This is a genomic window from Acinetobacter sp. 479375, from assembly GCF_000581715.1.
In the GTDB taxonomy this organism is placed as follows: Bacteria; Pseudomonadota; Gammaproteobacteria; order Pseudomonadales; family Moraxellaceae; genus Acinetobacter; species Acinetobacter ursingii.
Window position 1 is genome coordinate 214,417 of sequence record NZ_JEZN01000001.1, and the last position, 12,852, is coordinate 227,268.

The 12,852-nt window shown below is 41.0% G+C and carries 12 protein-coding genes; 10 read left to right on the plus strand and 2 right to left on the minus strand.

All coding sequences use genetic code 11. The features are described from left to right. The first annotated feature begins 5 nt into the window (after positions 1-5). From tsaE to hfq, 4 genes are all read left to right on the plus strand, one after another. On the plus strand, positions 6-479 hold the full coding sequence (tsaE, locus tag J500_RS01040; protein WP_004997121.1) for a tRNA (adenosine(37)-N6)-threonylcarbamoyltransferase complex ATPase subunit type 1 TsaE: 474 nt from the start codon (positions 6-8) through the stop codon (positions 477-479). After that, positions 476-2,425, plus strand: a complete 1,950-nt coding sequence (gene mutL / locus J500_RS01045) for a DNA mismatch repair endonuclease MutL (protein ID WP_004997123.1) — start codon at positions 476-478, stop codon at positions 2,423-2,425. Before tsaE ends, mutL begins: the two co-directional genes overlap by 4 nt. A gap of 6 nt (positions 2,426-2,431) precedes the next feature. After that, entirely contained in the window at positions 2,432-3,376 is a 945-nt protein-coding gene (gene miaA, locus J500_RS01050) for a tRNA (adenosine(37)-N6)-dimethylallyltransferase MiaA (RefSeq protein ID WP_004997125.1), read from the plus strand. 93 nt (positions 3,377-3,469) lie between these two features. Next, positions 3,470-3,997 carry an RNA chaperone Hfq gene (gene hfq, locus J500_RS01055; RefSeq protein ID WP_004989480.1) on the plus strand — a complete coding sequence of 176 codons (528 nt, stop codon included), beginning with the start codon at positions 3,470-3,472 and terminating at the stop codon, positions 3,995-3,997. A 131-nt stretch (positions 3,998-4,128) separates the two neighbouring features. Here the strand turns inward: hfq and J500_RS01060 are convergent, their stop codons facing one another. After that, on the minus strand, positions 4,129-5,472 hold the full coding sequence (locus tag J500_RS01060) for a peptidylprolyl isomerase (RefSeq protein WP_005003951.1): 1,344 nt from the start codon (positions 5,470-5,472) through the stop codon (positions 4,129-4,131). Continuing rightward, a complete protein-coding gene (locus J500_RS01065) occupies positions 5,472-7,931 on the minus strand; it encodes an LPS-assembly protein LptD (RefSeq protein ID WP_034697751.1) in 2,460 nt (819 codons plus the stop codon). Before J500_RS01065 ends, J500_RS01060 begins: the two co-directional genes overlap by 1 nt. Positions 7,932-8,050: 119 nt before the next feature. Between J500_RS01065 and J500_RS01070 the strand changes: the two genes are divergently transcribed. From J500_RS01070 to J500_RS01095, 6 genes are all read left to right on the plus strand, one after another. Continuing rightward, positions 8,051-9,064, plus strand: coding sequence for an aminoglycoside phosphotransferase family protein (locus J500_RS01070; protein WP_004997146.1), 1,014 nt, complete (start codon positions 8,051-8,053; stop codon positions 9,062-9,064). Beyond that, complete coding sequence (murU, locus tag J500_RS01075; protein WP_004997148.1) at positions 9,064-9,753, plus strand: N-acetylmuramate alpha-1-phosphate uridylyltransferase MurU; 690 nt, start codon at positions 9,064-9,066, stop codon at positions 9,751-9,753. Before J500_RS01070 ends, murU begins: the two co-directional genes overlap by 1 nt. A gap of 85 nt (positions 9,754-9,838) precedes the next feature. Then, positions 9,839-10,477 carry a 16S rRNA (guanine(527)-N(7))-methyltransferase RsmG gene (gene rsmG / locus J500_RS01080; protein ID WP_004989469.1) on the plus strand — a complete coding sequence of 213 codons (639 nt, stop codon included), beginning with the start codon at positions 9,839-9,841 and terminating at the stop codon, positions 10,475-10,477. 12 nt (positions 10,478-10,489) lie between these two features. Continuing rightward, entirely contained in the window at positions 10,490-11,272 is a 783-nt protein-coding gene (locus tag J500_RS01085) for a ParA family protein (RefSeq protein WP_004997149.1), read from the plus strand. Then, positions 11,269-12,156: a ParB/RepB/Spo0J family partition protein gene (locus J500_RS01090; RefSeq protein ID WP_004997150.1), complete on the plus strand. Its 888-nt coding sequence runs from the start codon at positions 11,269-11,271 to the stop codon at positions 12,154-12,156. Before J500_RS01085 ends, J500_RS01090 begins: the two co-directional genes overlap by 4 nt. A gap of 47 nt (positions 12,157-12,203) precedes the next feature. Next, a complete protein-coding gene (locus J500_RS01095) occupies positions 12,204-12,842 on the plus strand; it encodes a MotA/TolQ/ExbB proton channel family protein (RefSeq protein ID WP_004989462.1) in 639 nt (212 codons plus the stop codon). The last annotated feature ends 10 nt before the right edge of the window (positions 12,843-12,852 follow it).

Here is a 12,852-nt window from a genome sequence, read left to right on the forward strand (position 1 = left end):
GTGCTATGCAATATTCCTTATCGTTACAATTAAATAGTGAAGATGATACTCAGCAGTTTGCGCAGCATTTAGCTAATTTTGTGCAATCTGGTGTGATTTATTTGATTGGTGATCTAGGAGCAGGGAAAACCACCTTTACACGCTATTTATTGCAACACATGGGACATCAAGGTGCAGTCAAAAGTCCAACTTATACGCTGGTTGAACCTTATAAAATTAACAATAACGAAATTTTTCATTTTGATCTTTATCGTTTAAATGATCCTTATGAATTGGAGCTGATGGGGATTCGTGACTATCTCGAAGTGCCTAACGCTTTATTTTTATTTGAATGGCCCTCTAAAGGTGGAGATGAAATTCCACAGGCAGATCTTGTGATCAATATTGAAAAATCAGAAGATGATCTTCAGCGTTTTGTTACATTGTCTTTAAATGATGAAAACCTTTATCAGGCATTAAAGGAAACATTGGAATCATGAGTGATTCAATTAGCTTGCGTCGTATCCATGCTTTAAATCCTGCTTTAGCCAACCAGATTGCTGCGGGAGAGGTGATTGAGCGCCCGTCATCAGTCGTGAAAGAGCTTCTGGAAAACTCGATTGATGCAGGAGCAACCGAGTTGATTATTCGTGTTGCACAAGGCGGCGCAACCCTCATTGAAATCATTGATAATGGCAATGGCATTCATCCAGATGATCTGCCGCTTGCCGTTATGCGACATGCCACTAGTAAAATTCAAACTGCTGAAGATTTGCATGCGATTGTCAGTTTGGGCTTTCGTGGAGAAGCATTGGCTTCAATTGCAGCTGTATCACGTTTGACTCTGGTGAGTAGCCAAAATGAAGAAGGGATTGGTTATCAGGTAGAAGTGAACGGTACCGCTTTTGAACATCAACAGGTTCAAGCAGTGGCAGCACAAAAAGGTACTCATATTCGTGTACAGGATTTATTTTTTAATGTACCTGCGCGGCGTAAATTTTTAAAAAAACCAGGTACAGAATTTGGACATATTGAAGAAATTGTTCGCCGTTTGGCTTTAACCCATTTTGATATTCGCTTTGTCCTTGAGCATAATGATCAGATTCGTTTAAACCTGCCGATAGCAGATAGCGGTGCTTTAAGATTCCAACGAGTGCAACAATTATTGGGTCAACAATTTACGCAAAATGCTTATTGGCTCGATAGTGAAAGCATCAATATGCGTTTGTCAGGTTGGCTTGGACACCCTTCTGATGCCAGACCACAGGCTGATTTACAATATGTTTATGTGAATGGTCGTATCGTTAAGGATAAAACCATTTCTCATGCGCTGCGCATGGCTTATGATGGTATTTTACATGGCCATCAATATGCGGGTTATTTACTGTTTTTAGAGGCTGATCCCGAGCAGATCGATGTCAATGTGCATCCCACCAAGCATGAAATTCGTTTCCTCAATCAACGCGAAGTGCACGAGTTCGTCAGACATTATGCCAAAGAAACCTTGGCGCAGTTTCAAACCGCAAGTACTGATTTGGCTCAGGCAATGAAAGCTGATGAGCAGGTGACATCCGCTTTAAATACGGTCATTCAACCGCGTTATCAGGAACAATTTGCTTTACATAAAAATTTGGATACGTCGCCACGCGTATCAGATCAGTCTGAAACAACACCAGAGCTCTCTACTGAGTTACTGACTGATTTTAATGCCAGCCGTCCACAGACTGTTCAATATTCACCCCAAAGTCGTTATAACGGTTCAACGCAGCTCAATAATGCCCTGAAAACGTATTTGTCGCCGCTTCGGGAAAATTCAGATACTGAGCATGATGCATCTGCAACATCCTCTTCAGTCGATGAGTTTCCTTTAGGGATCGCCATTGCACAGTTACATGGCATTTATATCTTGGCACAAAATACAGAAGGGCTGATTATCGTTGATATGCATGCGGCGCATGAACGTATTTTATTGCAACAAATGAAAAGTGCTTGGGATAAACCAGAGTTTTGGACATCTCAACAACTTTTAATTCCAAAAATTATTACCATTAGTCGCATGCAAGCCACCCGCATTGAGGATTTAAAAAATCAACTACTTCGATTAGGGCTTGAAATCGATCAATACGGCGATGAGCAGGTCATTGTTCGAGGGGTGCCTGCGATTTTACAAAAAGCCGATTTTGACAAGCTCATTCCTGAACTGTTGCATGATTTGGATCCAAATGATGAGGCTCAGGCACTGATGCAAAAGCGCGATCAGATTTTGGCAGGCATGGCGTGTCATGGGGCTGTACGTGCGCATCGTATGCTTAGTCTTTCGGAAATGAATGCCTTACTCCGTCAGATGGAACAGACTGAATTTGCCAGTCAATGTAATCATGGTCGTCCGACATGGCGAGCGTTTCCACTTAATCAACTTGATAAACTTTTTGCTCGTGGAGAATAATCCCAAATGTCATCAAACTTGCCTGTGATTAATCTGATGGGGCCGACTGCCAGCGGCAAGACTGCGCTGGCATGTGAGTTATACGAACGTGGACATTTTGAAATTATTTCAGTGGATTCAGCACTTATTTATCGAGATATGGATATTGGTACTGCTAAACCTACGCAAGAGGAACAAGCACTTTATCCGCACCATCTGATTGATATTATTTCGCCTTTAGAGGTGTATTCTGCTGCCCAATTTGTCGAAGATGCGAGTCGCTTGATTGATGACATTCACGCACGCGGTAAAACCCCGATTTTGGTGGGTGGAACGATGTTGTATTTCAAAGCATTGCTTGAAGGACTTTCAGATCATTTACCTAATGCAGATGCGCAGGTTAGAGCCGAAATTGAACAAAAAGCAAATGAGCAGGGTTGGCAAGCTGTTTATGAAGAATTAACGCGGGTGGATCCACTTGCAGGAGAAAAGTTCAAAGTTTCAGATAAACAACGAATTATTCGGGCATTGGAAGTTTTTCGTTTAACTGGTCAGCCAATCACAAAATTACAAGCAGAACAGCCTAAAAATTTACCATATCGCTACATTTTTCATAATTATGCATTACTCCCAGATCGAGTAGAATTACATCAGCGAATCGAACAAAGATTGCGCAAAATGTGGGATATTGGTTTTTTAAATGAAGTGGAACACTTGATTGAAAAATACGATATTAATGATAATTTGCCCTCAATGCGATGTGTCGGCTATCGGCAAGCACTCGATTTTCTTCTAAAAAGTGACAAAAGTCACAAAAATAAGCTGGAGATGGAAGATAGAGCATTATTTTCGACACGACAACTTGCAAAACGTCAATACACTTGGTTACGATCTTTGCAAGAAACACACTGTTTTAAAACTTATTTAACGATAAAGCAAGCTCAAGAAGACTTGCGAAACTCTTATGGATAAAGCAAAATTTACATACTATCTTTTTTATAATTTTTAATTGAAAACTAAAGATGGTTTTTTGCGCTGATTTTTAATTTTTTTTGGAGTTATAACATGTCTAAAGGTCAAACTTTACAAGATCCGTTCTTAAATTCTCTCCGTAAAGAACGTATTCCTGTTTCTATTTTCCTTGTGAACGGTATCAAGCTACAGGGTCATATTGAATCTTTTGACCAATACGTGGTTCTATTAAAAAACACAGTAAGCCAAATGGTTTATAAGCATGCAATTTCTACAGTTGTTCCTGCTCGTAATCCACGTCCAGCTGGCGCTCCTGCAACAGCAGGTCAAGGTGGCGGCTTTGGCGGTGGTCAAGGTGGCGGCTTTGGCGGTGGTCAAGGTGGTGGCTTTGGCGGTGGTCAAGGTGGTGGCTTCGGTGGTCAAGGCGGCTTTGGTGGTCAAGGTGGTGGCTTCGGTGGTCAAGGCGGCTTCGGTGGTCAAGGCGGCTTCGGTGGTCAAGGTGGCTTTGGTGGTCAAGGTGGTGGCTTCGGTGGTCAAGGTGGCTTCGGTGGTGGTCAATCATCAGGCTTTGATGGCGATACAAAATTTGAAGATAATCAAGAAGACGAAAATAATCGTTAATTGATCATTTTAGAGAAGCCCCGATCTTAATCGGGGTTTTTTTATGTCAAAAAGTATGTGTGCGCGATTAAATTTGAACAAGTCAAAACAAAAAAAGCCAGCAATTGCTGGCTTTTTTATAAAATCAGGTTTTAAGATTTATTTTTCTGACTTTGTTCCTGAAGGGCTTTTTTATCCAGAGTTGGATCTTTGATTTCGACGTAGGCATTAGAACGTACTTCACGTAACCAACTATCCACTTCGGTATCAAACTGGCGTTCACCTAATATTTGACGCGCCATACGCTCTTGATATTCATGCGTCATATCCTGTTTACGGGTATCTTGTACCTGTAAAATATGCCAACCGAACTGAGTTTGAAATGGCTCGCTGATTTGGCCCACAGGCGTATTCTTCATTTTTTCATCAAACTCAGGAACCATCATCCCAGGAGTTACCCAGCCTAAACTACCGCCATCACGAGCAGAACCTGGATCATTGGAAAAGGTGGCTGCTAAAGTTGCAAAATCTTCACCTGCTTTTAAGCGATTATATAAGCTGGTGATCATTTGCTTGGCATTTTCAGGGCTGACCACTTCAGAAGGTTGGATTAAGATATGGCGAGTTTTATATTGCTCCACCATCGCTTTTTGATCACTGGTTTTGCGGTCAAGTAGTTTTAATACATGAATTCCATCACGGACATTAATCAGTTCGGTGGTTTGACCTGTTTGTAAGGCACTTACACGCGCTGCCAGTTCCGCAGGAATATCGGCTAAGTCACGATAACCCATATCCGCACCTTCAACCTTGATATCTTTGGTTGAATAAGTCTTGCCAATACTTGCAATATCATCGCTGCTATTTAAAGCGGTTTTAACTTCTTGAGCGACCTGATTGAGTTGTTGCGGATCTGCCTTGGCACCAGAAATACGTGCATGTAAGACATGAACCTGACTGCCTAACATGGCTTGACCCTGCGGGGATTTTAAAAAGTTGGCAACGTCTTGATCGCTAATTTTAATACGTGACATCACTTGTTGCTGACGTAAGCGACTGATGGCTAGATCTTCACCAATACGATCACGTAAGGATGCATAAGTCCCTGGCGCCATAGCATCCAGCTTTTGCTGGAAAGCTTCAAGAGATTTGCTGCCAGATTGGTTTGCAACTTTAAGTACGGCTTCATTCAGCGCTTTTTCGTCAGGTTTGATCCCATAACGTTTTACTTGCTCAAGTTGGGCTTCACGTAAAATCAGTTGATCTAAAACTTGTAGCTGTAAGTATTGTTCAGGTGGAACTTCTTTTTTTTGCGCTTGCATTTGATGGACTGCCTCAGCAACGCCTTGTTCTAAATCGCTCTTTAAAATGACACTATTGTCCACAATTGCAATCACTTCATCCGAAGGAGTTGCAGCAAAACTATGCATTGATGAAGAAACAACCGCTGCGAGGGCAGTTGCTTTAAATAACTGTTTTAAATACTTTGTCTTCATTAACGTTGTGTCCAAGATTGATTAGTTTCTTTAAAGCCTAAAACTCGATTTTCCATAATAGATGCAAGTTTGTTATTTACACCACCTAAGCCTTTCAGGGTAAGTTCGACCATAACCGCTTTTTTTACATTGACGTTTGGATCGTTTGGATTATCAAGGTCATTGTAATAAGAGCGTCCATAGACTGAAACGCCCCAACAGCATGATTCGTAATTTACACCGAGTAAATATTCACGTGCGACACTATTATCAAGGTCGTATTGAACATGGCCCATAATACGCCAATTGTTATGGATAGGTTGTATAAAGGATGCAACCACCTGATCATAAGTATTTTGGCGATCTGGAATTTCTTTACGATAAAAATAGCCTAAGTTATACAGATTTCCTTTGTCACCTGTGTAGTACATTTGAAAATCACGTTGTGAATTCGTACCGTTCGACATCCATGCCGAATTTGCACCAATGGTAAAGTGCTGTGAAAGCTGGCTAGATAAACTCACCACAGGCCCTGTATTTTTTTCTGTATCAATTTCATCATTGTTGACTAAAGTGACCCGTCTATCTTGAAAATAGTAGCTTTGTCCAACACTGGCGCGCAGGCGTTCTAAACCTTCTGGATCAAATAAACTATAACTTACGCCCAAAGACATAAAGTTGTTATCTTCTAAACGGTCATGTCCATAGAAGCGATATGGGTTAAACAGTTGATCGTAGTTAATCGAGGCAGTAGTGGTATCAAAGTTTGGATAATCTGTCTGGTTTTTATACGGCGCATAGGCATAAAATGCTCTTGGCGTAATGGTTTGCAGGTATTTTCCATCTTTTTCAAAGGTTAAACCAGTATCCAAACTGAATTGCGGTACAACCACCGATTTATTTTTATCGTTAGGTGTTGCTCCACCTTCAGGATATAAAGCGTTGATGGTGTTTTCATCATAAAATGTATTGATGCTACGAACCGAGAGTTCAGGAATGGCAAAAGCATAGGTGTTTCTAAAGTTATAACGTGCCGCGAATTGGTTATAAATCCGAGTACCACTTGGCTGAGTGCTATAGTTGTTAGTATCACTAATGTCTTTTTTGAAATATGCGGTGTCGTTATTAAACTCGTATTGTAACCCTAGAGGATTGCCCGTGACATAGTTTAGTAAAAACTGAGGCAGACGCGCATAAGGTCGGTCAATATCAGCTACGGTTTTATCTAGAGTTTGAAAGTCTTCAACTTTTAATTGAGCTTTTAAGCCAGGAATTTGATTTTTATAATTTAACACCCAGGCACGACGTAAATTTAAATCTGTTTTTGAATCAGGACTTGAGTTTAAGTCAGCCGTAAAGTCTTTGTCTGATGCGTAATTGTATTCTAAGTTGGTTGACCAATAATCATTGATATCCCAATTATGTAAAAATTTTAAATCTTTACGGTCTTGATCATTATATTTTTTATCTTCAGGAAGATAAGCGCCAGAAATTTTACCCTCACCAAAGTTCTCGGTGATATATCTGAACTGACCTTCCAGCATCGTGCCACGATCAGCATAGTAGCGTGGCGTCACAGTTGCATCGTAGTTAGGCGCGAGATTAAGATAAACAGGAACGGCAAGTTCAAAACCACCATCATTGGAGAAACCAAAGGTGGGGTTTAAAATACCAGTAGTTCTACGATCATCAATCGGAAAGTTAAAATAAGAAACTGCTAATACAGGTACATCTTTGACGTAAAGTTTTGTGCCCTTAGTTATGCCCCGACCACTGTCCTGATCCAACTTGATTTCTTTGGCTTTAATTTGCCATGTTGGTTTTTCTTCAGGAGGACAGGTTGTGTAGGTCGCATCATGCAAAACCATCGTCGTCGGTGATGTACGATTGATCTGCTGTGCATGGCCATGCGCATGCCGTTCCTCGGAAATATAGAAACTATTATTTAAATCACCTGTTTGCGTCTTTAAATTGTAATTGATCTTGTCACTTTGAGAAAGCAGGCCTCCTTGTGCTAATTGTACGTGACCTTCAGCGTCAGCATAGGTTTGAGTCTGATCAATGGTGACTTTGTCGGCGCGAATAGATCGACCTTCCTGATCAATTACAACATTACCACTCAGCTCTGAATCGCCTTTGGGATTGTAATGTCCATAGTCGGCAGTCACCACAGAAGTCGCCTTTTCTGGATCTACGGCTTGAGCGGTTGGGCTGATGGGAGTGATCCATGTACCTGTACAAAAGGCAGAGCTTAATGATTTTGTATCTCTGACCTGAGCTTCAGGTGCAGATTTATCTACATAATATTGCTCAAAAAATTCCTGACCAGGATAAGCTTTTTGAATGCTTTCCTTGAGCTGTTTATTATCAACGTTAGAAGCCGTATTATCCGACTCAGCATAACTTGATTGTATGGAGCCACCACATAAAAGTGTCAAAATAGCGGTCGCTAAAGGATTAAATTTAAACTGATGCTTCATTGTTTCATTAACCAAGTATGCTAATTCGCAATTAATTATTGTCGCATCATAGAGAAAAAGTTTATAAGTGGCTACACTTATGACTTCAAAATCTCAGCTAGTTTTAGATTTTATTGCAAATGAATACACAACGTGAACAATTGATACAATCATGGATTGCCTCTGCTTTGAATACTGAAGATTTTCAGGTTCACTTTTTAGCTGGAGATGCGAGTTTTAGACGCTATGCACGCGTCATTAACCAAAATAATACCTTTATGTTGATGGATGCGCCACCTGAAAAAGAAGATTGTGCTCCATTTGTGATGATTGATGAGTTTTTTGATCAGCATGGTGTGCGTGTGCCACATATTATTGCTAAAAATTTGGAGCAGGGTTTTTTGCTACTCGAAGACTTTGGTGATGTGGTCTTATCAACTCTACTGAATGATGTCACGGTGGATCATTATTATTTACAAAGCTTTAAGCAACTGATTCAATTGCAATCGATTCAGGGTGAGGGACATTTCCCAGTCTATTCGCATGACAAGTTACTGACCGAAATGAAGTTGCTGACGGATTGGATGCTGCCATCACTTCAAATTATACCAAGCGCAGAACAGCAAACAGTTATCGATCAAACATTTGATTTATTGGCAAATACTGCGCTTGCGCAGCCTCAGGTGATTGTGCACCGGGATTTTCATAGTCGTAACTTGATGAAAATTGAGGGCGAAGAACAACTGGGTGTGATTGATTTTCAGGATGCGGTGATCGGCGCAGATACCTATGATCTGATCTCTATTACGCGTGATGCGTATGTGCAGTGGAATGCAGATCGGGTTTATCGTTGGTTCCAGCTTTTTTATGATTTATTACCCGATGAAGCCAAGATCAATCGCAGTTTTGAACAATTTAAAAAAGAAGCGGACTTTATGGCGATACAGCGTCATATCAAGATTTTAGGTATTTTCGTGCGTTTATTTGAGCGTGATGGAAAATCAGGTTATCTCAAAGATTTGCCTCGTGTGATGTGGTATTTACTCGAAGAAAGCAAAGCTTATCCAGAACTGGAGGCTTTTATGCAATTTATGCAGCAGATAGTTATGCCTAAGTTTATTGAAAAATATGGTCGTTATGAGGTAGCCGCCTAATGAAAGCTATGATTCTTGCTGCGGGCTTGGGTAATCGTATGCGTCCATTGACTTTGCATACACCGAAGCCTTTATTGCAAGTCGCTGAAAAACCTTTGATTGTTTGGCATATCGAAAAATTAAAAAAAATTGGTGTCACCGAGATCGTTATTAATACGGCATGGTTGGCTGATAAACTGGTAGATGCTTTAGGCGATGGCTCGCTTTTAGGTGTCAAAATTTTATGGTCACATGAGAGTGAAGGTTTGGAAACAGCGGGAGGTATCATCAATGCCTTGCCATTGTTGGGTGATGAACCTTTTATTCTCGTCAATGGTGATGTTTGGACAACGATGGATTTTGCATCGCTTTTAAAGGTCAAATTAATCGACGATTTAGCGCATTTAGTATTTGTGCCTAATCCTGTGCAACATCCGCAGGGTGATTTTGTGCTATCCAATGGCAAAGCTTATACTTTTGAGCAAGCGCAAATCGGTGAGGCTCTAACTTATAGTGGTGTGGCTGTTTTATCGCCAAAACTATTTGAAAATTTAGAACACGGTAAACGACCTTTAGCACCTTTATTGAAACAAGCCATGCTTAACGGGCAAGTGAGTGCTGAAAAAATGCAGGGTGTTTGGGTCGATGTGGGCACGCCTGAGCGATTAAATGAGCTAGATCAACATATTAAAGCAGGTTTATATATTTAACTGTGTAAACGCTAATCGTTGACCACTACTTTTGAGTAGAGAAATAGGTATACTGCAACTAACTTTTTAGAGATGTTCCACGGATATGCATCCTTTTTTCCACGAATTAAAACAGGGCAGTCAGGCTTTAGGTTTAGACCTGAGCGATGATGCTTTAAATCTGTTGTTGAAATATCAAGATGCATTGGTGCTCTGGAATAAAGCCTATAATCTCACGGCGATACGGGATCCGAAAGAAATGTTGGTGAAGCATTTATTGGATAGTCTAAGTATCTTAAAAGATTTACCTGAAGGTCGTTTACTCGATGTCGGTACAGGTGGCGGTATGCCGGGTATGATCATTGCATTGTGCCAGCCAGAACGTTGCTGTGTATTGCTAGATTCAAATGGTAAAAAGATTCGATTTTTAAAACAGTTTATTGCAGATTTAAAATTAAAAAATGTGATTGCTGTCCAAACACGTGTAGAAAATGAAGATTCGATTGGTGAATTGGGGCAATTCGATGTAATTACCAGTCGTGCATTTGCTTCACTGACTGATTTTGTCAATGCCGCACGGCCGTACATGCATCAAAGTAGTATCATCGCTGCGATGAAAGGTTTGGTTCCTTTAGAAGAAATGCAGCAAATGCAACATGAATTTTCGTGTCAGGTGATTGAGTTGCAAGTGCCGCGTTTAGATGAACAACGTCATTTGCTTTTACTTGAACAAAAACAATCTTAAATTGGGGTAACTATGGCTCAGATTATTGCAATAGCCAATCAAAAAGGCGGCGTAGGTAAAACCACGACCGCTGTGAATCTGGCTGCCTCATTGGCTGTATTAAAAAAACGCGTACTTTTAGTGGATATGGACTCACAGGGCAATGCCACTATGGGGTCTGGTGTGCAGAAAAATGATTTGCTGTATTCCATCACCGATGTATTGCTCGGTGAAGTTCCTGTCGAAACTGCAATCACAAAATCTGAAGTAGGTTATAAAGTGCTGGGTTCAAACCGTGAGCTTTCGGGTGTAGAGCTTGCGATTGCGGATCAGGAAGGGCGTGAATTTATTCTAAAAAAAGCGCTAGATAGTGTTCGTGATGCTTTTGATTATATCATCATCGACTGTGCGCCTAGTCTGAGTCTAATTACCGTTAACGCACTTGCTGCTGTAGATGGGGTTATGATTCCGATGCAGTGCGAATATTATGCGCTTGAAGGTTTAGCCGATTTAACTCAGACCATTGATCGTATTCAACAGGCATTGAATCCTGAGCTACAAATTATTGGTGTACTACGCACCATGTACGATGCACGTAATGCTTTGACTCGTGATGTTTCTGCTGAATTAGAACAATTTTTTGGCAAAAAACTCTATGATACGGTCATTCCGCGTAATGTTCGTCTTGCTGAAGCACCTGCACACGGTTTGCCGATTATTTATTTCGAGAAAAGCTCCAAAGGTGCAGTGGCTTATTTAAATCTTGCTGCTGAAATGTTAAAAAAAAGTAAAGTGAAAAAAGGGAGTCACGCATGACCACAAAAAAACGCGGATTGGCAAAAGGTCGTGGTCTGGATGCACTTCTCGGCTCTATTCAAAAGGAAAAGTTACAAATAGAAGCACAGGCGATTGATCATGGTCAGCTCAAACAGATTGATGTTAATCTACTGAAACGTGGGGAATACCAGCCACGTCGCTTTATACAGGAACAAGACTTAAAAGAGCTTGCAGCATCGATTGAAAAACATGGTGTGATGCAGCCGATTGTGATTCGTCCGATTGAGGATGAACAATATCCGTATGAAATCATTGCGGGTGAACGTCGTTGGCGCGCAGCACAATTGGCAGGTTTAAAAGAAATTCCTGCGATTGTTCGTGATTTGAATGATCAGGTAGCGATTGCATTGGCATTGATTGAAAACATTCAGCGTCAGGATCTCAATCCAATTGATCAAGCATTGGCTTTACAACGTTTTCACGACGAGTTTGGTTTAAGTCATCAAGAAATTGCAGAAACCGTGGGTAAGGCACGTACCACGGTTAGTAATTTACTGCGTTTACTCAGTCTGGATGATGCCATCAAAAATCTGATGCAGGAAGGTCAATTGGATATGGGGCATGCCCGTGCGATTTTGGCGTTAAAGGCCAAAGATCAAATGGCAGTCGCCAAAATTGTCATCGAAAAAAGTCTTTCAGTACGTCAAACAGAGCAACTGGTTCGTGAATGGAATGAGCCAAAACAAGACAAACCTCAGGCTGTGATTTCGCCAGATATCGAGCAATTGACCCAAAAATTATCTGAGCGTTTTGGTGCAAATGTAAAAATCGATCACAATAAACAAGGAAAAGGCAAACTGGTCATTCACTATCATTCACTTGATGAGTTAGATGGTATTTTAAATATTTGCTTAACCGATTAGTCTATGCTGACCTTTTAAATTTTTTGTAGTCATTGGGGAAGTACAGCATGTGGGAATTAGTTAAGGCAGGGGGCTGGTTGATGCTGCCCCTCATTCTATGTTCTATTTTTACTGTGGCGATTAGTATCGAACGTTTTATTCGCCTGAAACGATCAGCAGTTTTGCCAAGCGCCCTCATGTCTTCAAGTTCTCATTCGGTTGATCAGGTCATTGTGCAATTGCAGCAAAACCAAGCCTTGCAAACCAGTCCTTTAGGACGAATTTTAAAAGCTGGTATTGAAAACCAGAGTATGGGCGAGCAATTTGCCAAAGCACAAATGGAAGTTACCGCCTCTCAGGAAATTGGGTATCTGGAACGTAATATTAACTTTTTGGGAACGATGAGTGCTGTTGCGCCTTTACTTGGTCTTTTGGGTACAGTCGTTGGAATCATCGAATCCTTTCTAGTGATTGATATTGGATCGAGTAGTAGTCCAACTTTAATGATTCCTGGTATTTCTAAAGCGTTGATCACTACCGCTGTGGGGATGTTGATCGCAATTCCAGCGTTAATGGCGTATCGTTATTTTCAGCGTCTTGTGCATGAATACATCGCGGAGCTTGAACAACAAGCGACTCTTTTCCATGCCGCACTTTTTTTCAAACCTTCGCAGTCAAATGCATTTGAGCAACGTCGAGTAGGCTAGGGCGGGATAT

Excerpts from the sequence above, each read along its gene's own strand:
- J500_RS01070 (WP_004997146.1), top strand. The coding sequence starts at position 8,051 with ATGAATACACAACGTGAACAATTGATACAATCATGGATTGCCTCTGCT.
- murU (WP_004997148.1), top strand. The coding sequence starts at position 9,064 with ATGAAAGCTATGATTCTTGCTGCGGGCTTGGGTAATCGTATGCGTCCA.
- rsmG (WP_004989469.1), top strand. The coding sequence starts at position 9,839 with ATGCATCCTTTTTTCCACGAATTAAAACAGGGCAGTCAGGCTTTAGGT.
- J500_RS01060 (WP_005003951.1), bottom strand. The coding sequence starts at position 5,472 with ATGAAGACAAAGTATTTAAAACAGTTATTTAAAGCAACTGCCCTCGCA.
- miaA (WP_004997125.1), top strand. The coding sequence starts at position 2,432 with ATGTCATCAAACTTGCCTGTGATTAATCTGATGGGGCCGACTGCCAGC.
- mutL (WP_004997123.1), top strand. The coding sequence starts at position 476 with ATGAGTGATTCAATTAGCTTGCGTCGTATCCATGCTTTAAATCCTGCT.
- J500_RS01065 (WP_034697751.1), bottom strand. The coding sequence starts at position 7,931 with ATGAAGCATCAGTTTAAATTTAATCCTTTAGCGACCGCTATTTTGACA.
- tsaE (WP_004997121.1), top strand. The coding sequence starts at position 6 with ATGCAATATTCCTTATCGTTACAATTAAATAGTGAAGATGATACTCAG.
- J500_RS01090 (WP_004997150.1), top strand. The coding sequence starts at position 11,269 with ATGACCACAAAAAAACGCGGATTGGCAAAAGGTCGTGGTCTGGATGCA.
- J500_RS01095 (WP_004989462.1), top strand. The coding sequence starts at position 12,204 with ATGTGGGAATTAGTTAAGGCAGGGGGCTGGTTGATGCTGCCCCTCATT.
- hfq (WP_004989480.1), top strand. The coding sequence starts at position 3,470 with ATGTCTAAAGGTCAAACTTTACAAGATCCGTTCTTAAATTCTCTCCGT.
- J500_RS01085 (WP_004997149.1), top strand. The coding sequence starts at position 10,490 with ATGGCTCAGATTATTGCAATAGCCAATCAAAAAGGCGGCGTAGGTAAA.